Source organism: Acinetobacter sp. YH12097 (assembly GCF_013419225.1).
GTDB lineage: Bacteria > Pseudomonadota > Gammaproteobacteria > Pseudomonadales > Moraxellaceae > Acinetobacter > Acinetobacter amyesii.
On the sequence record NZ_VPAN01000001.1, the window covers coordinates 159589 to 178966 of the forward strand.

Consider the following 19378-nt stretch of genomic DNA (forward strand, 5'->3'; position numbering starts at 1 on the left):
CCTGTGTGCGCACAGGTTTTCTTATACCTGTTTTTTATGGTTTGAGTTGTTCACTTGAATTCAAAATAAATTAGGCGTAAAGTTGCGATAATTTAGTTACCCTAGTTAACTATCATGAATTCCACATTAGGTTTCCGCTCTTCACTTCTGCGCTGTGCGCGTCTGATGAGTGATGAAATCAACACGATTTTACTGCCCTATCAATTGAACTATTCGCTTTGGCAAGTCATGTTTGTCATCCGTGAAAAAACCGCTTGTACATCAATTGAAATGGCGGAATATTTAAATGTATCCAAGCCATCCATCACTAAGCGTGTCAAAATTCTTGCACAGATGGATATTTTGGCACATGTGCAAACTGACGATAAACGTCAAAAGAAAATGATGCTCAGCGAGACTGGACGTGAGTTATTTCAGCAATGTGCAAAAGACATAGATGCCTTTGAGCAGCGCTTGATCGCGCCATTAGCTAGCCAAGATATCCAACATTCCATTCAAATTTTACACCGTCTCATGCAAGAACTTGAACAAAGCACTGTAGGTGATGATCATGCAAGATAAAGCACCACTTTGGACTCGAAATTTTATTTTAGTCAGCGCCATTAACTTCCAATTGGTTTTAACCTTTTATCTCTTGGTTGTGGTGATCGTGGGCTATGCGGTGGCTGAATTGGGTGCGACTACAGCCCAAGCAGGTTTAGTTTCAGGCTTGTTCATTGTCGGCACATTGGTCGGGCGTTTATTGGTAGGCAAGTTCCTAGAACGCTTTGGACGTAAAACGACACTGATCGTTGGTTTAATTGGCTTTTTAATTTTTTCTGGTTTTTACTTCATTCAGTTTGGCGTCGGCATGTTGCTCTTCATACGCTTTATGCATGGCTTTATGATGGGTATGGCATCAACAGTGCTGGGTACCTTAATTGCCCAAATCTTACCAGCGACACGTCGCGGTGAAGGCATTGGCTACTACAGCATGAGTAGTACTTTAGGTACGGCTATTGGGCCATTTCTTGCCATTTGGATGATGTTACATATTGGTTATCATGCGATTTTTATCGTTTCTACGATTATCGCATTGAGCTGCCTATTGGTTGCCTTGCTGATTCAAGTGCCCGATTTACCCAAAATCAATAAACCTCTTGATACTGTTGAAGCCGTCAAAAAACCGAGTTGGATTGCTCAATTTGTAGAACCTAAAGCATTACCGATATCATTCATCATGCTTTTCGCTTCAATCTGCTATTCAGGCGTTTTGTCTTTCATTAACTTCTATGCCAAAGAAATCGATTTGGTTGAAACAGCCTCGTTTTTCTTTTTGATGTATGCCATTGCGATTTTAATTTCTCGCCCATTTACAGGCCCGTTAATGGACCGTAAAGGTGAAAATGTAGTGATCTACCCTGCTTTTGTGATTATGGGCGTGGCATTGGTATTACTCAGCATCACTCAGAGTTCATGGATGCTTTTACTTTGTGCAGGCCTACTTGGACTCGGTTATGGCAATATTCAGTCGGTCTGCCAAACAGTTGCGGTAAAAAGTGCGCCGCTTGAACGTATGGGCTTTGCCACTTCGACTTTCTTTATCTTTTTGGATGCCGGCTTAGGCTTTGGACCATACTTTATCGGTAAATTGCTCGACCATATTGGCTACTCACAATTGTATTTGTATAGCGCATTTGCTGCCTTTGCATGTATTGGTGCCTACTATATTTTACATGGTCGTTATACTGTTCGAACTGCTTAAACTATAGCTAAACATCAAATCGTCGGCTGAAACGTCGACGATATTCTAAGGGGCTCAGCCCCGTTTTTTTCTGAAATAACCGTCGAAATGAGCTTGGATCACTATAGCCGACCTCTCGCATAATCAGATCTAAAGCGTGTCCCGTTTCTTCTAAACGCTTTCGTGCAGCTTCAATCCGTATTGATTGTAAGTATTGATTGGGAGGAATATCCAAAGCCGCTTTAAAATGTCGAATCAATGTCCTCGTTGTCACATTAAACTGCGCCGCAAGTTCATCTAAGACAATATTTTCATGATAATGCTGTTCTAACCAATCTTGAACTTTTTGCACCAAACCATCCTGATGCGGTTTAGATATTTTCAATAATGAATAGGACAACTGACTATCACGACGATAATCCAATACAAATGATTTTGCCGTATGGATTGCCGTTTCAAAACCATAAAAACGTTCGATTAGGTGTAGTCCCAAATCAAACCATGCTAAGCCGCCGCCTGCACAATAGATATTTTGGTCATGGCTAATGAGCTGATCTGCATTCAGTTTCACCAAAGGATAGCGTTCACGAAACATTTGCTGAAAGCCCCAATGCGTCGTTGCCTGCTTACCATCTAAAAGCCCTGCTTCCGCCAGAAAAAAATTACCCGTACAATTTCCTGCGATCATTCCGCTCTGCAATTGCTGAGTTTTTAATAACTCGATTAGTGCTGAATTTTGCGCTAAAACATCTAAGATCGGCGCGCCTATCGTTGGAACAATGATGATATCTGCATCTGTTATTTCAGAAAATGCTAAATCTGCATAAAGCTTGATGCCATTGATACATTGCACTGCTTGACCATGTTGTGAGGCAATTTTGACCTGAAATAGCCGCTGCACATTTTGTTTTTGAATCCGGTTCCAACTGACTCCCGCCATTGCAAATAGATCAACAACCCCAGTAATCGCGGAAGCTAAAGCGCCATCAAATGCTAAAATTATGATTTTCTTCATTTAAAGTTCAAATTATCAAAATGTCATTTTTGACTTATTAAGTGTCATTATTGACAATTCTATATCTAAAAATCAACTGCTAGGCTTAAGGCATAAAATTCGACCCGATTAGAGATTGATCAATGGCGCAGTTAATCAATGACAAAGATTTAAATTTTTTGCTATTTGACGTGTTTAAAGCGCAAGACTTAACACATTACCCACGTTTTGCTGAGCATGATGCTGAAACCTTCAAAAGCATCCTAGAAACTGCACAAGGTATTGCTCAAGACTTTTTTGCCCCCCATAACGCAACAGCCGATCAAAACGAACCTACGTTTGATGGTCAACAGGTTAAAACCATTGCTGAAGTCAAAACGGCATGGAAGCAATTTGCAGATGCCGGCTTGCTTTGTGCGCAGCATGATTATGATGCAGGCGGTATGCAACTTCCGACTTTGATCAACATGGCTGCAAATGCTTATTTCATGTCAGCAAATCCTTCATCAGTGGCTTATTCATTTCTAACCGCTGCGGCTGCAAATGTGATTCAAGCTTTCGGTACGACCGAACAAAAAGATATGTTTGTACCGCATATGTTTAGTGGTCGCTTTGCTGGAACGATGGCCATGACTGAACCTGATGTGGGTTCATCTTTAGGTGATTTGACCACAAAAGCTATACCGCAAGCCGATGGTACCTACCTCATCAAAGGCCAAAAGATGTTTATTTCAGGGGGTGACCAAGACATCACTGAAAATATCGTGCATTTGGTCCTTGCTCGCATCCAAGACGCACCTCAGGGCGTAAAAGGTATATCTCTGTTTATTGTTCCGAAGTTTAAAACCCTGAGCGATGGTTCACTTGCAGGCGCCAATGACGTTCAACTGGCTGGCTTATTACATAAAATGGGCTACAGAGGTACAACATCGACAGTACTGAGCTTTGGTGAAAAAGACCAATGTACAGGCTATCTGATTGGTGAAGCAGGTGCTGGTCTTAAATATATGTTTAAGATGATGAATGAAGCACGAGTCGGTGTCGGCTTAGGTGCAGCCATGATTGGATACCGTGGCTATTTAGAGTCACTCGAATATGCCAAAAACCGTCCACAAGGTCGCTTAGTATCAGATAAAAATCCTGCCTCAAAACCTGTCAATATTATTCAACATACAGATGTTAAACGGATGCTTTTGGCACAAAAATCCTATGTGGAAGGCGCACTCGCATTATGCCTATTTGCTGCACGATTAATTGATGAACATCAAGCCGCTAACAATGAAGACAGCGCGTTATTATTAGATTTGATTATCCCTGTCGTCAAATCATTCCCTTCCGCCTATGGACCAAAAGCCAATGATTTAGCCATTCAAGTTTTAGGTGGCGCTGGCTATACCCGCGAATATCCACTTGAACAATGCTATCGCGACAACCGCTTAAATCCGATCCATGAAGGTACATTTGGTATTCAATCTTTGGATTTGTTGGGTCGTAAGCTTTGGCAGCACAACAGCAGAGGTTTGATGCTGTTATTACAACGTATGCAAAATACGATTGATCAAGCTCAACATCCAAAAACGGAAGCGCTTGCAGCGATTTTTTCAGGGCATTTAAACACGGTGAAGAAAACCACACAAAGTTTGGGACAAGTCCTCGCACAAGGTCGTGTCGATCAGGTACTGGGTAATTCTGCCTTGTATCTAGACATGATGGGCAAAGTCATCATTTCATGGCTATGGCTTGAAATGGCTAATCAAGCTCTTGTGAAATTTGAACATTCAGATTTAGCTGAAGATCAACAATTCTTAGCCGGTAAATTACAAGCCGCGCAATATTTTATCCGCTGGGAATTACCTGAAATAGAGCACCAAGCCAAGTTATTGCTAGAACTTGATGATACTTGCCTCAACATGCAAGAAAGTTGGTTCTAGTCACCCGTTTAGCTCAGTCCTCAATGGGCTAATCTGGACAAGGTTTTCACGGATGAAAATCTTGTCCAACCCTATCTATTTCAATATAACTGCAATAAAAAAGGAACATAGTTTCGTTCCTTTTTTATCAAGATAGTGTGCTATACGCCGCAATTATTGGAAGACTTTAAAACGAGCGGCATCATCCATATAGCCTTTTTCTTTCGCTTCACCTTCCACTGAACCAAAAACCAATTGAGCACGAAGTTTCCAATGCGCAGGAATGTCCCATTCCGCATGCACTTGTTCATCCACAATTGGGTTGTAATGCTGTAGTGATGCGCCTAAACCTTCGGTGTGTAACGCAGTCCAAGTCGCAAATTGGGCAATGGCAGTTGAATGCTCTGCCCAAATCGGAAAGTTTTCTGCATAAGACGGAAACTGTGCTTGTAGAGCACTGACCACATCTAAATCTTCAAAGAACAAAACCGTACCTAAACCTGCTGCAAAACTTGCCATTTTACCCGTCGTCTTCGCAGCACTTTCTTCATCTTTTGCATAAGATTTTAATTTGTCAGCGACTAAGCCCCAAAATTTTTCACTTTCACCAGTAGAGTCTGTTGATATTTAATTATGCTCATTTAGAGATATTTATGCAGCTGATTTTAAATTAATTTCTGTATGAATAATCGTACAGCCTTGCTGAGAATGAATTTTGAAATTTCCGCCTATCCGTTCTACACGCATTTTCATACTTCGCATGCCGATACTCATGCCATGATTTGAAACACTCTCAACATCAAAACCTACGCCATCATCTTCAATGGTTAATAACAATGCGCCATTCTCGAACTGTGACAGCGTTACATTGACATGATTAGCTTGGCTATGTTTCACAATATTGGTCAGGCTTTCTTCAATTACTCGTATTAAAGTCAGGCACTGAATTGCCGTTGGTTTGATCGCCCACTGCGAAGGAATGCACCATTTGGCATTCATTTCCACTTCATCCATCAACTGGCTAAAGCGATGTCGAACTGGTGCGATCCAGAGCAAAGGTGAATCTGGCACTTTGCTGTCCAAAGATGATCCACTATCAATAATTTGCCTTAAATCATCCCGTAGTAATTTCAACATCGACAAGAACTGTCTGTTTGGAATATTACTTTCACACTGATCAACCAAGATCATCGAGCGCACAATAGATGCGCCCAGACCGTCATGTAGATCATGTGATAATTTAATTCGTTCTTGTAGGCGTACATTACTGAGTTCAAGCTGATGTTTATCGTTTAGGCTACTGCATAATTCATCACTGACTTTCTGAACTTCAAATGCCAAATCATCATTATATTTTTCAATTTTCTGAATATTACGATTGAGCCTCGCCCCCAAAATCACCACGATAAATAGGGTAATAATCGGTGAAGTAAAGGGAGATAACGGTGTAAAACCTTCTTTTGGAAAGAATACCAAGGCTGTGATGTCTGCAATAACAATCACAATGATCGCAGTCATACACATTGCTAATAAAGTGTAGTCTCTACGTTTTTCTTTAAAACTAATCCAGCAAAGATAAATGTAAGTGATAAAAAAGAGGATGCAATATAATAAGAAAATGAGGCTCGAAATTTCCGCATTTTGTTCAAATGGCCAAATACACACTACACCAATCAGAGCCGCAGTGAGCATAGTACAGGACAATTCAATTCGCGGAAATTTACGTCCAACAAAGCGCAAGATATAGATGCTAAAACACTGAAAGTACAGCATTGAAAATATCAAATTGGCTTTGGTGGAAAAAATCGAATTTGGATATGGAAAGGTTTCAGTGGTCAGAGCATTACTGAGAAATAGAATCCACAAAACAGTTGAAAGTGCAAACCAACCAAAGCTCGTATCACTGCGACGCATCAACCAAATAATGAAGCAAATTAGACCCAAGACCCCGGAAAGAAAAATATTCAACTGTAAAATGGTTCGACGTGTCCACGTAGCTTCTTCGGCCTTCTCTATTGTTGCCATGACATTGTTAAATTTCACCGGACCCAAGCCAGCATTTAGACTCGAGTAGCCATAAACATAGATCAAGGTTTCATTATGATCATGCTTGATTCCACTTATCGGTAAAATCCAATAGCGTGCAACATTCCAACTTTTAGAGACCGGCTCTTGAAGATTTTTATTGGTCCACAGCAAGTCGCCATTCAGAAAGACTGAACCCGTATTAATGATATAATCAATATATAGTGCGATGGGTTCTGCCAAACGCGCATTATTTTTACAGTACCAAGACCAGTCTAATTTATACCAAGCACCACCTTGATAACCCTCCCAGTCTTTATCTTCTTTCCAACGGTCAGGTAATTGCGTGGTTTTCCATCCAGTTCTGGGTAATTCTTGATTGGATGGTGTCTTCACCCGTGAAATGCTATTCACAGTTACATTACATTGATCATTTACAGGGAAAACTTGCTCTGCATGACTCAAGCTCCCCCATACTAAACAGAGGATAAATAAGAAAAAATATCCTCCTTTACGCATTATAGAATACCCATAGATCTTGCTGTACTCACGGCTTTGGTTCGTTTCGTTACGGCTAATTTGCGATAAATATGTTTAATATGGCTTTCTACCGTATAGCGAGAAACAAAAAGCTGTTCAGCAATCTCACGGTTACTCAAACCTTGAGCAACCAAACATAAAATTTCTTTTTCACGACTGGTCAAGAGGTTCAAGTCTGCTTCATCGGCGACTGTTTGTTCTGGACTTGGCGCTTCGGCTTCGGATATTTGTTTAAGGATTTCTCGTGCAATAAATGGGTCAATCGGCGCCCCACCACGTAAAATACTCCGAATAGATAAAAGTACTTCAGCATCATCACGTTCTTTTAATACATAGCCTGTTGCGCCTGCTTTAATTGCGGCAAATAAGCTTTCTTGTGTACTCCATGCAGAGACAACCAAGATCATGGTATTACTTTCGAGGGAACGTATTTTTTCAATAATTTCGATACCACTACCATCAGGCAAACCTAAGTCAACTAAGGCTAAGGATATCGGTTGGGTCTCTACGGCTTGAATAGATTCTTTAACATTTTTGGTGAAGATAAGCTCTTCCCGCTTATAACCCAGCTCTGTCAAAATTTGACGTAAACGTAATTGAATAATTTCCTCATCTTCAACGACGAGCACCGGTACGGGTAGTATGACTTCTTGTGGTGACATGATTTACTTCCCCCGAAAAAATGAAATGTCTTTTACATTAATGAGTTTAATCCTTTTAGGATATCCCTATAATTAAGTAAATTTCTTATTTTTTAACAATTTATTCTAATTCAATTGATGCAGCTATGATGCATTTTTCTTCTAATTTTAAATCCATTTAACATTACAATATGTGTATAGCCATCAGTCTGACTATACACTGCACTTAGCTTAAACTTGAGTGTGATTAGCTCAAATATTGCTTCTTCAGATATTTTACAATTTTTTCAGATTCAAAAAGTTCTACACCAGTATTAGGATCTTTCAAATATGGCACTTGAATATTGTTCCCCATGATTTTTAACACTTGTTCACGCTTGCCACCTTTCAGGGGTACATATTTACCAGGTCTTAAGCGCATTACCGCTAATCCCTGATCTTGCCAACGTTCCTTAGCCACATTATGAAAGATATATGCCAATTCCATTTCAGACAATGCGCTACGTACGATACGTGTATATGGACTCGCTTCAAAACCCCATAGTTCTAAGAGTTGAGTTGGTGCATCACGATGAATGACTTTACGGTGCACCCACACGCCTTGAGCCCCATTAATTAAGGTTCCAACATAGGCAACATACGGAATTTTAGGATAATTGGCATATTTCTTAGGAGTCTGACCTGTTTTGCCATAATGTTTAAATAGATGATGAATTATTTGCTGAGATTCGTACAAACGATCCCCAGTATTGTCATCCACCAAGAAAGGGAATTGCTGTTTTCCACCTAATTTCTGTACCTCTAAACGGTACTTTTTAGCCCCTTTGGGACATGGGTAAACCTCATAATCCAAATTAAGTGTGGTCAAAACTTCACGCACACGACGGCAATACGGAGAACCTTCAAATTCGTACAGTTTAAGGGCTTTTTCAGGTTGTTTGGGATAAGGCGTCCCATTTGTACCACGTCCTCCCTCTGCTACGCCTGAGAGCAACGCTTGCGCCACTTTTAATTGATGCAACAACATACATTCTTCCTTTCTTCTTTTATTTCGTATTTTTATACAACAGCCGAGAGTCCTCAGCTGAAGTTTGTATTTATTCCAGATTTATATCGTCGTATATAAGTAGGCAATGCCAACTCATTCCATGACTAAAAACTCAAACACACTTATAGAACAACCAATTGCTCTTTTGAAACAACAATGCCGTTATTGTCAGCATAAATAAAATCACCCGACTGAATGTTTACACCACCAAAACTTAATGGAATATCTGTTTCACCCACGCCTTTGCGGTTACTTTTTTGTGGAATCGCAGCCAAAGCATGCACACCTAAATCAAGTTCGGCTATTGCATCGACATCACGCACGCAGCCGTAAATAATGACACCATTCCAATGATTCTTGACTGCAGATTCAGCAATCATATCGCCCATCAAGGCACAGCGCATCGAAGCGCCACCATCCACAACCAATACTTTACCCGTACCATCGGTTGCCAATAATTCTTTAACACGAGAGTTATCTTCAAAACATTTGACCGTCATCACCTGACCGCCAAAACTTTTTCGTGCACCATAACTTTGAAAGAATTTACCATCCAACGACGGGATCACCACTTGTAATTCTTTATCTGGATGATCATCAAGTAAATCACAGGTGACGAATGGAACTGTAGACACGGTATTTCCCTCATTTAATTGTTAGTATGCGTAAATTATCATAAATCTCGAACTTTTCAGTCTGAGTTTGTGCTGCATCGACCATAGTATGAGCCACTTGCTGTGCTGTCACTGGCTTAAATTTGAAACGGTCTGGTACAAAATGCGAAAAGCGCATATAAAGTTTCTGTGTCGCATCTTCTAAACGCCGAGATTCATGACGCTCGCCAAGTAACAGCGAAGGCTTTAATATCGAAAGTTGATTTAACTTTAAGGTTTTTAAATAATATTCCAATTCCCCTTTGACTCGATTATAAAAAAATGCGGAATTGGCGTCAGCGCCCATAGCACTAACTATGATCAAATGGGTTTCTGTATATTCTAATAATTCAGCGAAATGTGCATTGATGCTAAAATCGATATGATAAAAATGATCTTTAGACCCTGCTTTTTTAATGGTCGAGCCTAAACAACTAAAGGCATGACTATAATCTCTCACATCATCCTGAGTCAGAGAAAGAAAGTCACTGATCACCATTTGTTGAACTTTTGCCAGTCCATTCAGTTCATGGTCACGCTGACGTACCACAGCAGTAATATTCTTACATCTTGCATTTTGACTGAGCTGACGAACCAATTCCCGCCCGACCAATCCTGTTGCTCCGATGACAATCGCATTCTCTATACTTTTAGTCATTTTTCATACAATCTCAATTACTTTAGACTAATCTAACGTTTTCTTTAAAATTTTTCTGCATCTAAAATGTTGTCAAAGCATGTCAAGACTTGACTTAAGCGCTTAGTTTAATCACAATATGGCACTTGTTTACGGGCTGGTGATAGTTCTTCTGATGTTGGTTTTCAGATGTAATTTCAGCCCGCCCAGACCAATCTATTTCAAGGAGTGCACGAGTGGCAAACTCTGCTCAAGCAAAAAAACGTGCTCGTCAAAACGTTAAAGCACGTCAACACAACGCAAGCTTACGTTCTATGGTTCGTACTTATCTTAAACGCACAGTAGCTGCTATTGCTGCTGGTGATTACGCTGTCGCTACAGAAGCTTACAAAAAAGCTGTTCCTGTAATTGACCGTATGGCTGATAAAGGCATCATCCATAAAAACAAAGCTGCTCGTCATAAGAGCCGTTTAAATGCACAAGTTAAAGCTTTAGCTAACTAATTTGTTGCGATGAAAAAAGCCCTTTTTAGGGCTTTTTTTGTGCCTATTGATTTTTAAAAGCAAAAAAATAAGGTCCTTATTGGACCTTATTTTCTATTTACAGATTATTTATTAATCAGTTTCATATTCGTCGCTGATAAATATGTCCATAATAAGTTTTTGCTTGCTGTCAAATTTGTCCAACGTTGATTGCCACCGTTGGTACAGCTATATCGAATTAAATCCGCACGGTTATTTTGCAAACGTCCCGTATTTAAATCCATGCATTGACCACTTTGACGAATCGTTGTAGTCGCAGGGTCCATGGTCCAAATTTGGTTGGTTTGGTTTAACACGCAACGTTCTAGCGTCACTTTAGCTGAACCACCGTTGCCTGTTATGCATTGATCTGGATTTGACTTACTGTGTATCCGACCAATGGCATCATATACCCACTGTTCAGTATCATCCGCCGTACAACCGCTTGGGCCACTGATGTATAAATTTAATGTTCCATCAGTTAAGGTTTCAGATTTCAAACAGTTGTTACCATTTTTGATCAATGTCGCCTGCTCAAACATACCTTCTTGAGTGACTGAAAGCTTTTTCATAAATGCTTCGAGCGCGCTTTGCGCCTCAGGTACTTGATTGGTTAGGTCTTGTGCATACACATTCATCCAACGATTTAGTCGGTATGCTGTGTTTTGTTGCGACTCATAACGGGTTAATTGCTGACGCGCCACACTATTCATCAATGACTTGTCATTTTTATATGACTCATACAGCATTTTTTCAGTTGGATTAAGAGCAACAACAGCATTTGCAGCTTGCGCTTCCAAAGCACTTTCTAATTGAGGAAGTTCGATAGCACGCAAAGCACTATAACCATGCTGACGTCCAATTTTGACGGCCGGCTTGATCGCTGTGCTGTAAACTGGAATATCAATATTTGCTAATAATTTGGCTTCTTCACCTGCTTTTTTACAGTATAAATTGACCTTCTGTGGTTGATCTGCCAAAGCTAAATTGACATGCAGTTTATTGGCATTACTACCTAGTCGTACAGGTGCTAAAGCAATATTGTTGACTTTATTCGTGTATTGCACATTCAACCAACATGCAGCTTGGTCTAAGGCCGTATTGGCCGCCGTTAAATCATAAACATTACCCCAGTTTGAACGTGCCGCAGGATATAACAAACCGACTTGATTGACAGGATCATAACCACCTAAAATGGTAATGACAGGCTGACCAAATACTCGTGGTCGTGGATAATTTTGATCTGCGTTATACCAAACCGGAGCCGTCGAATTTGGCATCTTCGGTTGAGCGACTTCCATTTCACGAGTGGTTTTATTCCACTTTTTGTAGCCGGTAGGCGAAGTTTCATCCCAGACATAACGGTCAAAGTGTGGTTGAATTTTCAGGAATGTACTGTAGCCCGTGTAATGCGTATATCGTGATACATTACTATCGGTATATCCGCCAGACATCGCATCTTTACCGTATGGGAACATATTTTTAAAATTAGGGATACCATTCGCTCCATCCCACTTCCATGTCGCCGTCCATGATAGATTTCCGCGCATCATATTGCGATTGGCAATATAACCCCATCCACTGTCCGCATGATGTGCAGCCCAAAATAGATTGTCACCTACCTGACCAGGGTAATGTCCTAAACCATAGTGATGGCCAATTTCATGGCTAAATTCATTCCCTACAGAATCATAAAGCGTGAGCATGCCATTACCACCACTCAGTCCATGAGTATGTACACCATTGGCATAGTTCCCCTTCGTATGATGGACAACTACTGTTTGGGTTAATTGTGGCTGACTTTGATTGGCCATAGATGCACTGGTAATACCCCAGTTAGCAAGGTTTATACCAACACTAAAGGTTGATTTACCGACATCCTCACGCATGTCTCCTGCATAAACACCACCATCTCCGGCACTTTTACTGTCATAAATAACACCTGAAGATACCATTGCACGTGTTAACTGAATATCATCATATTGTGCAACCGTCATTTCTGCTGCAGGAATGGTTTGGAAATAATCTGTGCCCGCTTTTTCAGGCTCTAGTAGCATATAGTGGCCGGTAGAATTTGGCTTATCTGCCAACATACCAACACGGATATTATTTAAAACCAATTCACCTGGTGCAGCAAAATCGATTTTATCCTCAGCCAATTCACCGCTGACTTTATTTGCGTCAATAAATTTTAATCTTAGACCGGGTTTAACTTCATCCCAATTGAGTTTCGTAGTCCACGCACGTTTACTGTACCAAACATCTGGACGACCTCTTTGCCCACTCTGGTCTGAAATAGGCATGTGCGTTGGATCATCCAATGTCGCGGTACGAACTAAACGATTGTTTTGATAGATTTCTACTTTGAGTTGCTTGATGTTTTGCATATCAAGTGCTGGCGTCACGATAAGCAGCGCTTCTTTTTCACTGGTTAACCGTGGCATTTTCTTGGCTTCGTTTGCATTCGGATCGACAACATGACTTTGACCAAATTGAACTTGAGCTGAAAAGCTGCCGACTAATTCATTTCGTATTTCACGAACAGCATCATTGGCATCGTAGTCATAAAAACCAATGCTTGTTTCATCGACTATATCTTGGGTCGGTTCTGGATAATTTGCAGTTGATGCAGAACCACTTGAACTATCACCACCGCCTCCACCACCACAAGCAACTAACATGAATGACACAATACAAATTGATAATTTGTTATATGAAAAATCTATCACACTTTTCACTACTATTCCCCAATTAGCCACAATAAAATCCAATAAAGAGACTTATATAAAATATATAAATCAATAATTTATAAAAAAGTTAATGCTATTTTCTTTTATTTAATTATTCAATTGCCGTGTTTTGTCACTTATTAACAATTCAAATAAAATCTAAATATTTTGTATTGGTAGAATCATTATTAATGTGACAGGTATTTCACTTTTCAACTAAAATTAAGATGTAGACCTGTTAATACAATCGTATATTCCCGACAGAAATTGTCAGGATATTTTTAGAAACTTTGTAAATAAAAATTTTAAGAAATGGCTTAATCCCATATATTTTTTATGGTATTTTAATTTTCATCCTAGGCAGCCATTGCTGTACAAATGAAAAGAGGGATAAAAATGTCGATTAACCAATTTTTGCCATCATTAGAAAAATTTGCAGAAGCAGAAAATCAATATATTGAATATTTTACATCTAAAGGTGAAAAAGACATTTTAGGTAAAGTCATTTCAAATATGAAATCGACCGCTGAGATTCAAGCCTCTCAAGGTGTAGACTCATGGTTAGCATATGGCGTGTACTTACCAGCTGTAGAACGTATCTTTGCACTGCATCAAGGGGAAACAGAAGCTGAATTTTTTGAACGCACACAATAGCCAGCTGAACTCGTGCAAGCGTATAGCATTAAAGATCATGACATTGCGACTTTGATTGCCGCTGACAAATATAGTCGAATCCACCAACAACATCTCCCTGTCAATACTAGTCGCTGGCCTTATAGTGACGACGGCTCAAGTATTGATTTAAATCAGTATCCTGCGCGAATTAAAGCCAATATTTAATCTTTTACATAATGAAATACTGAAACAGATAAAAAAGGCATCCACACATGGATGCCTTTTATAAATTTTTTATTATTAGCAAAATTTCTTAAAGTTGCTGCTCAGCCTGCTGAAATTCACGAATATTTAATTCATTTAGTTCACCACGCCAAATCCATTTCAGTTTTGACTCAAGGAATACATCTCCTTCAAACCAAACAAATAAACCCTCCATCATTTTCGGCCAGTCTTCGCGTGTCACGATATTTTTACCTGAAATAATGGCAAGAATCGCAGCCAAAATCGTGTCATGACTCACCGCTAGACTCAGGCCATAATCATTGGTTGGATGAGTGTTGTAAATCAACTCCAATACATCTACCACCCCATGAATAGGCTGTTTCATCCCCGGCAAAGCATTATTCACAAAACTATTGATAAAGCCTAAAGCACCTTGCTTTTGAAAGTATGGTCCTGCTTTTTTAATATCGAGCACAAAACTTCCCGGCTCGACCAATAATCCTTGTTCAATGATCTCGATATGGTGGGTATTCGGTTCAATCGTGACATTATCCGCACCTTGAATCATCAATGCCGCTGTATCCACACAGCGTTGAATTGGACTCGAAATACAGTGCTGAATAACACGATCGGTATTTTCAACCAAATAGCTGCCCCACGCTTCGGCTAAATCACGTCCTTGATGGGTCAGTTGCAAGTCATAACCGGCCAAGCCTTGTCCTTGTACAACTTCACGAATGGAATGACGCGTAAACAATGTTACAGGCGTCTTTTCATCCGGCAATAAGTCTATTGCTTTCAGCATACTAGGAGGGAGCAAATCTAGGGCCATAATTGACAGTTCTTAAATGCAGGAGATTTAACGGAGTGTGCTGACACTATAGCATGAACCCGATTTAGCTCAAGTTTTGTCAGGCATGTTTGCCAAAGCATTTAAGGCCAATTCTTTCATTTCGGCATTTTTAAATGCAATAAATCCACCATTTAATAAAGTCGTGCGTTGGTTATATAAAAATGCGCGACCTTTAAAATCAACCAAACCACCACCAATACGCTCGATCAAACATTGTCCAGCGCTGGTATCCCATTCACAAGTCGGATGAAAACGCGGGTAAATATCCACTCGATCTTCTAACATCATACAAAACTTATATGCACTACCAGCATGGTATGCCTGATAAGGACTGAGTTTTGCTAAAGCGTCTAGATAGTGCGTATAAATCGGCTTATTTTTAGCACTTTGACTCAAGCCAACGTGTACGACATTCTCTACAAAGGTTTCAACATATTCATACCATGTGCTTGACTGACTATCATATTTCAGTGGCAGTCCCGCAAAAGGGCAAATATACACGCTATATTCGCCGGGAATCGCCAATATGGCAAAGGTGGTATTGGCACCATCAACCAAACTCAGATTAATGGTAAATTCAGGTCTTTTATGTAAAAACTCTTTGGTCCCATCCAAAGGATCAAGCAGCCAAAATTTTTGCCATTGCATACGCTCAGACTTGTCACCTTCTTCTGACAATACAGGCAAGTTAGAAACTTTGGATAATGCTTGGGTAATATAGCTATTTGCACGATAGTCCGCCTGCGTTACCGGTGAATCATCACTTTTACGTTCCACATCAAAATCTGCACCTGAGCAATAACGCTGATATTCTTCTCGCAAAATTTCGCAAGCTTGTGTCACAATGGGAACCAACTGCAAAATCAGTGGGTCTTGCGGTGCTGCTGTTGTTTTAAACATAGAATACCTTTATATGCCAAATTACTCAGAAAAGCCGACGATCATTTTCGATATGGACGGTACTTTACTCGATCTTGCTTATGATGATTTCATTTGGAATGAGCTACTGCCAATTCGCTATGCTGAACAGCATCAGTGCTCACTCGAACAAAGTAAGCAAACGCTATTTAGTTTTTATCAACAACATAATCATACCCTAAAATGGTACTCCTCTCGCTTTTGGACGTCACAAGTTGGCGTTGATGTTCTGGAAATGCAGATAGAACAAAAAGCCAAAGTAGCCAAACGCGAAGGCTGCATTGAGCTGCTTACCTATCTTAAAGAAAATGGCTATCCTATTTGGCTTGCGACCAATGCCGACTATGAAGGCTTACAATTCAAACTTGAAGAAACCGGTCTTCGTGATTTTTTCGATGTTATCGTCAGTTCAGAAACGCTCGGTCATGCCAAAGAGTTTATTGAGTTTTGGCAAATATTAGCAAGCAAACACCCCTTCGATGCAAAAAACTGTTACTTCATTGATGACACAGAAAAAGTGCTCAATGGTGCAAAACTTTTTGGGATTGAACAGCTCTATTCGATTCAGCAGCCTTCATCTGCCAAAGCGCCTCGCGAGACTTGTAATTATCCAATGCTGTCCGCATTAACAGATTTAATCCCTATTTTAGAAGCTCAAACGACTGAGCAAGCCGAGGAACAGAAAAAATATGCGTAAATCAAATCTAGCCGAAGATGCGGTTGGTATGCGTATAGACAAATGGTTGTGGGCTGCACGTTTTTTTAAAACACGCTCTATTGCCAAAAATGCGATTGAAGGCGGTAAAGTTCATCATAATGGCGAACGCGTTAAAGTTTCTCGTGAAGTTCGTGTAGGCATGGAATTAACCATTGCACAAGGCCTTGAGAAAAAAACTGTGGTGGTGAAAGCACTGTCGGATGTTCGTGGGCCTGCCCCAACCGCTCAGCTGCTTTATGATGAAACTGAGGTCAGTATTGCAAAACGGGAATTGCTCGCATCACAAAGAAAGTTGCATAATCTAGCTCGGCCAGATCATCGACCAAGTAAAAAAGATCGTCGAGATATTGGTAAATTTAAAAGAGAAAATGATCAACAGTTTGACCAGCAATGGTCTTATAATGATGATTAAGTTAAAGCGTCACAACATGTCGCACCTGTTGTGATTTTCATAGAACAAAAGGATGATTTCTGTCACTATATACCCTCGTGGAACAGATTTAAACTGAATACATCCACTTGAGTATATTGTTTCGTGACATCGTATTGAGGTTGTAAGATGGATGATAATAAAAGCAAGGCGTTAAATGCGGCCTTAAGCCAAATTGAAAAGCAGTTTGGTAAAAACACCGTTATGCGTCTTGGTGATAACACCGTACAGGCAGTTGAAGCTGTCTCTACGGGTTCTTTAACACTAGATATCGCACTAGGTATTGGTGGTTTACCTAAAGGCCGTATCGTAGAAATCTACGGTCCTGAATCTTCTGGTAAAACGACTATGACATTACAAGCCATTGCGCAATGTCAAAAAACTGGCGGTACTTGTGCATTCATCGATGCTGAACATGCATTAGACCCTCAATACGCACGTAAACTTGGCGTAGATATTGATAACCTACTTGTTTCACAGCCAGACAATGGTGAACAAGCACTTGAAATTGCAGACATGCTGGTACGTTCAGGTGCCATTGACCTGATCGTTGTCGACTCGGTCGCTGCACTTACCCCACGTGCCGAAATTGAAGGCGAAATGGGTGACTCACACATGGGCTTACAAGCTCGTCTGATGAGCCAAGCACTGCGTAAAATTACTGGTAATGCAAAACGTTCTAACTGTATGGTGATCTTCATTAACCAAATCCGTATGAAGATTGGTGTAATGTTTGGTAGCCCAGAAACCACAACTGGTGGTAATGCACTTAAATTCTATGCGTCTGTACGTTTAGATATTCGCCGTATTGGTCAAGTGAAAGAAGGCGACGAGATCATTGGTTCAGAAACCAAAGTGAAAGTTGTGAAAAACAAAATGGCTCCTCCATTCCGTGAAGCGATTTTCCAAATTCTTTACGGTAAAGGTGTAAACCATTTAGGTGAGCTTGTTGACCTCGCTGTACAACAAGAAATTGTTCAAAAAGCAGGTGCATGGTATTCATACCAAGGTGACAAGATTGGTCAAGGTAAAAACAATACCATTCGCCACTTAGAAGAACACCCTGAACTTGCACAAACCATTGAAAAACTGATTCGTGAACAACTTCTGACTACAGGTACAGCACCTGTAGAAGACAAAGATGAAGAAGAACCAGACTTTTTAGATGCTTAATCACAGCATGTTTTAAAAGCAGACGAAACGCCCTACGGGGCGTTTTGTTTTGCATTCAAAATTTGTATTAAAATGACCCCATGACTAAAGACCATTTTCCACTCTTGCTCGACTACGAAGCACTAAAACAACAGTTTGCAGAAGCTGAAGAACCCACCTGCGTAAATTATGCTCCACAAACTGACATTCAGCATGACAATGCTTCGGTGATCGATCACACTGCGTTGCATTTTGATGCGAATGGTAAAGATGTTCATGCTGAAAAAAAACCAGGACTGCGCGGCTCTCGTCTACGCTCGTACGCCTTTGCAGTACTCACACGTAAAGAATACTCAAAAGCGGATTTAATCGAGAAATTAGCACTATATGCGGATAGTCGTGAAGAAGTCATACACTTGGTGGAAGAACTCGCACGTGAGAACTATCAAAGCGATCAGCGTGTAGCAGAAATGCTGCTGTCGAGTCAAAAACGTAAAGGTAAAGGCCCCAACCGTATAAAGCTCGCGTTAAAAAATAAAAAAGTAGACAGTGAATTAATTCAGGATGAATTAAAAGAAACAGATTGGGTCACTGAAGCCTACCAACTCAAAATCAAAAAATTTGGCAAAGCGGTTGAACGTGATCCAAAACAAAAAGCCAAACAAATACGTTTTTTACAATATCGAGGCTTTGATCTCGATACGATTTTTAAAGTAATTGCACGTAAAGAATTTGATGACGAATAACAAAGATATAGATCTAAATGAAGAATTAATAAAACTAAAATAAAGAAGAATCTAGGATTAAAAAAAATGAGAGGAAGTTTAATTTATTATTATTGAAACTGGTGGCAACCCTACCAGCAAGACTTCGGCACATCATATTTCTACTACCGTTGCTACCTTCCGGTCCTGGCGGGGTTTGTAGAGTACAATTGCGAAGTAACCGGCAGGGCTACCATTGCAAGAACAGAGTATAGAGATTTTTAATAAACATGCAAGACTAAAACCAAGAATTCCTGAGTAGAAAACACTGTTTGATTATTT

Annotated in this window: 19 protein-coding genes, 1 other RNA gene and 1 pseudogene; 10 read left to right on the top strand and 11 right to left on the bottom strand. The window is 40.2% G+C overall.

The window, feature by feature from the left end; genetic code table 11:
• Positions 1-111: 111 nt before the first annotated feature.
• On the top strand, positions 112-561 hold the full coding sequence (locus FTU37_RS00685) for a MarR family winged helix-turn-helix transcriptional regulator (RefSeq protein ID WP_373686253.1): 450 nt from the start codon (positions 112-114) through the stop codon (positions 559-561).
• Entirely contained in the window at positions 545-1744 is a 1200-nt protein-coding gene (locus FTU37_RS00690) for an MFS transporter (protein WP_180123592.1), read from the top strand. Before FTU37_RS00685 ends, FTU37_RS00690 begins: the two co-directional genes overlap by 17 nt.
• Before the next feature lie 7 nt (positions 1745-1751).
• Here FTU37_RS00690 and FTU37_RS00695 read toward each other — a convergent pair whose 3' ends face one another.
• Complete coding sequence (locus FTU37_RS00695) at positions 1752-2738, bottom strand: GlxA family transcriptional regulator (protein ID WP_180123593.1); 987 nt, start codon at positions 2736-2738, stop codon at positions 1752-1754.
• A gap of 122 nt (positions 2739-2860) precedes the next feature.
• On the opposite strand from FTU37_RS00695, the gene FTU37_RS00700 reads away from it, so the two are divergent.
• Entirely contained in the window at positions 2861-4648 is a 1788-nt protein-coding gene (locus FTU37_RS00700) for an acyl-CoA dehydrogenase (RefSeq protein ID WP_180073894.1), read from the top strand.
• 153 nt (positions 4649-4801) lie between these two features.
• On the opposite strand, the pseudogene FTU37_RS00705 reads toward FTU37_RS00700, so the two are convergent.
• The 6 genes and pseudogenes from FTU37_RS00705 to FTU37_RS00730 form a co-directional block, all read right to left on the bottom strand.
• Positions 4802-5236: pseudogene (locus tag FTU37_RS00705) on the bottom strand (nitroreductase family protein); the annotation flags it as partial.
• Positions 5237-5278: 42 nt separating this feature from the next.
• Positions 5279-7117 carry an ATP-binding protein gene (locus tag FTU37_RS00710; RefSeq protein ID WP_306670190.1) on the bottom strand — a complete coding sequence of 613 codons (1839 nt, stop codon included), beginning with the start codon at positions 7115-7117 and terminating at the stop codon, positions 5279-5281.
• A 53-nt stretch (positions 7118-7170) separates the two neighbouring features.
• Positions 7171-7854 (bottom strand): response regulator transcription factor, encoded by a 684-nt coding sequence (locus FTU37_RS00715; RefSeq protein WP_078188703.1) that lies wholly within the window; start codon positions 7852-7854, stop codon positions 7171-7173.
• Between the two features lie 226 nt (positions 7855-8080).
• Entirely contained in the window at positions 8081-8860 is a 780-nt protein-coding gene (locus FTU37_RS00720) for a glutathione S-transferase N-terminal domain-containing protein (protein WP_180111091.1), read from the bottom strand.
• Between the two features lie 143 nt (positions 8861-9003).
• On the bottom strand, positions 9004-9516 hold the full coding sequence (gene rraA / locus FTU37_RS00725; RefSeq protein ID WP_180066641.1) for a ribonuclease E activity regulator RraA: 513 nt from the start codon (positions 9514-9516) through the stop codon (positions 9004-9006).
• 10 nt (positions 9517-9526) lie between these two features.
• Complete coding sequence (locus tag FTU37_RS00730; RefSeq protein ID WP_168377555.1) at positions 9527-10192, bottom strand: NAD(P)H-binding protein; 666 nt, start codon at positions 10190-10192, stop codon at positions 9527-9529.
• 215 nt (positions 10193-10407) lie between these two features.
• On the opposite strand from FTU37_RS00730, the gene rpsT reads away from it, so the two are divergent.
• Positions 10408-10674, top strand: coding sequence for a 30S ribosomal protein S20 (gene rpsT, locus FTU37_RS00735; RefSeq protein WP_078188707.1), 267 nt, complete (start codon positions 10408-10410; stop codon positions 10672-10674).
• 104 nt (positions 10675-10778) lie between these two features.
• Here rpsT and FTU37_RS00740 read toward each other — a convergent pair whose 3' ends face one another.
• Positions 10779-13373, bottom strand: coding sequence for a M66 family metalloprotease (locus FTU37_RS00740; RefSeq protein WP_180123595.1), 2595 nt, complete (start codon positions 13371-13373; stop codon positions 10779-10781).
• Between the two features lie 444 nt (positions 13374-13817).
• Here FTU37_RS00740 and FTU37_RS16610 point away from each other — a divergent pair, with 444 nt between their 5' ends.
• A complete protein-coding gene (locus FTU37_RS16610) occupies positions 13818-14075 on the top strand; it encodes a hypothetical protein (protein WP_257225207.1) in 258 nt (85 codons plus the stop codon).
• 12 nt (positions 14076-14087) lie between these two features.
• Complete coding sequence (locus FTU37_RS16615) at positions 14088-14261, top strand: hypothetical protein (RefSeq protein ID WP_257225208.1); 174 nt, start codon at positions 14088-14090, stop codon at positions 14259-14261.
• Positions 14262-14349: 88 nt separating this feature from the next.
• Here FTU37_RS16615 and FTU37_RS00750 read toward each other — a convergent pair whose 3' ends face one another.
• Positions 14350-15093: a histidine phosphatase family protein gene (locus FTU37_RS00750; RefSeq protein ID WP_078188709.1), complete on the bottom strand. Its 744-nt coding sequence runs from the start codon at positions 15091-15093 to the stop codon at positions 14350-14352.
• 69 nt (positions 15094-15162) lie between these two features.
• Positions 15163-16014 carry a 3'(2'),5'-bisphosphate nucleotidase CysQ gene (locus FTU37_RS00755; protein ID WP_180123596.1) on the bottom strand — a complete coding sequence of 284 codons (852 nt, stop codon included), beginning with the start codon at positions 16012-16014 and terminating at the stop codon, positions 15163-15165.
• Positions 16015-16027: 13 nt separating this feature from the next.
• Between FTU37_RS00755 and FTU37_RS00760 the strand changes: the two genes are divergently transcribed.
• From FTU37_RS00760 to FTU37_RS00775, 4 genes are all read left to right on the top strand, one after another.
• Positions 16028-16729 (top strand): HAD-IA family hydrolase, encoded by a 702-nt coding sequence (locus FTU37_RS00760; RefSeq protein ID WP_180094494.1) that lies wholly within the window; start codon positions 16028-16030, stop codon positions 16727-16729.
• Positions 16722-17162: an RNA-binding S4 domain-containing protein gene (locus FTU37_RS00765; protein ID WP_168377604.1), complete on the top strand. Its 441-nt coding sequence runs from the start codon at positions 16722-16724 to the stop codon at positions 17160-17162. Before FTU37_RS00760 ends, FTU37_RS00765 begins: the two co-directional genes overlap by 8 nt.
• 147 nt (positions 17163-17309) lie before the next feature.
• Positions 17310-18353 carry a recombinase RecA gene (recA, locus tag FTU37_RS00770; RefSeq protein ID WP_078188713.1) on the top strand — a complete coding sequence of 348 codons (1044 nt, stop codon included), beginning with the start codon at positions 17310-17312 and terminating at the stop codon, positions 18351-18353.
• 80 nt (positions 18354-18433) lie between these two features.
• Positions 18434-19078 carry a regulatory protein RecX gene (locus FTU37_RS00775; RefSeq protein WP_180123597.1) on the top strand — a complete coding sequence of 215 codons (645 nt, stop codon included), beginning with the start codon at positions 18434-18436 and terminating at the stop codon, positions 19076-19078.
• Positions 19079-19186: 108 nt separating this feature from the next.
• Here the strand turns inward: FTU37_RS00775 and ffs are convergent.
• An RNA gene (ffs, locus tag FTU37_RS00780) (signal recognition particle sRNA small type) lies at positions 19187-19283 on the bottom strand.
• Positions 19284-19378 lie beyond the last annotated feature (95 nt).

What these genes read in the sequence shown, in the direction of transcription:
- FTU37_RS00765 (WP_168377604.1), top strand. Translation starts at nt 16,722, where the DNA reads ATGCGTAAATCAAATCTAGCCGAAGATGCGGTTGGTATGCGTATAGAC.
- FTU37_RS00730 (WP_168377555.1), bottom strand. Translation starts at nt 10,192, where the DNA reads ATGACTAAAAGTATAGAGAATGCGATTGTCATCGGAGCAACAGGATTG.
- FTU37_RS00715 (WP_078188703.1), bottom strand. Translation starts at nt 7,854, where the DNA reads ATGTCACCACAAGAAGTCATACTACCCGTACCGGTGCTCGTCGTTGAA.
- FTU37_RS00760 (WP_180094494.1), top strand. Translation starts at nt 16,028, where the DNA reads ATGCCAAATTACTCAGAAAAGCCGACGATCATTTTCGATATGGACGGT.
- FTU37_RS00740 (WP_180123595.1), bottom strand. Translation starts at nt 13,373, where the DNA reads ATGTTAGTTGCTTGTGGTGGTGGAGGCGGTGGTGATAGTTCAAGTGGT.
- FTU37_RS00690 (WP_180123592.1), top strand. Translation starts at nt 545, where the DNA reads ATGATCATGCAAGATAAAGCACCACTTTGGACTCGAAATTTTATTTTA.
- FTU37_RS16610 (WP_257225207.1), top strand. Translation starts at nt 13,818, where the DNA reads ATGTCGATTAACCAATTTTTGCCATCATTAGAAAAATTTGCAGAAGCA.
- FTU37_RS00775 (WP_180123597.1), top strand. Translation starts at nt 18,434, where the DNA reads ATGACTAAAGACCATTTTCCACTCTTGCTCGACTACGAAGCACTAAAA.
- FTU37_RS00750 (WP_078188709.1), bottom strand. Translation starts at nt 15,093, where the DNA reads ATGGCCCTAGATTTGCTCCCTCCTAGTATGCTGAAAGCAATAGACTTA.
- recA (WP_078188713.1), top strand. Translation starts at nt 17,310, where the DNA reads ATGGATGATAATAAAAGCAAGGCGTTAAATGCGGCCTTAAGCCAAATT.
- FTU37_RS00755 (WP_180123596.1), bottom strand. Translation starts at nt 16,014, where the DNA reads ATGTTTAAAACAACAGCAGCACCGCAAGACCCACTGATTTTGCAGTTG.
- FTU37_RS00695 (WP_180123593.1), bottom strand. Translation starts at nt 2,738, where the DNA reads ATGAAGAAAATCATAATTTTAGCATTTGATGGCGCTTTAGCTTCCGCG.
- FTU37_RS00700 (WP_180073894.1), top strand. Translation starts at nt 2,861, where the DNA reads ATGGCGCAGTTAATCAATGACAAAGATTTAAATTTTTTGCTATTTGAC.
- FTU37_RS00720 (WP_180111091.1), bottom strand. Translation starts at nt 8,860, where the DNA reads ATGTTGTTGCATCAATTAAAAGTGGCGCAAGCGTTGCTCTCAGGCGTA.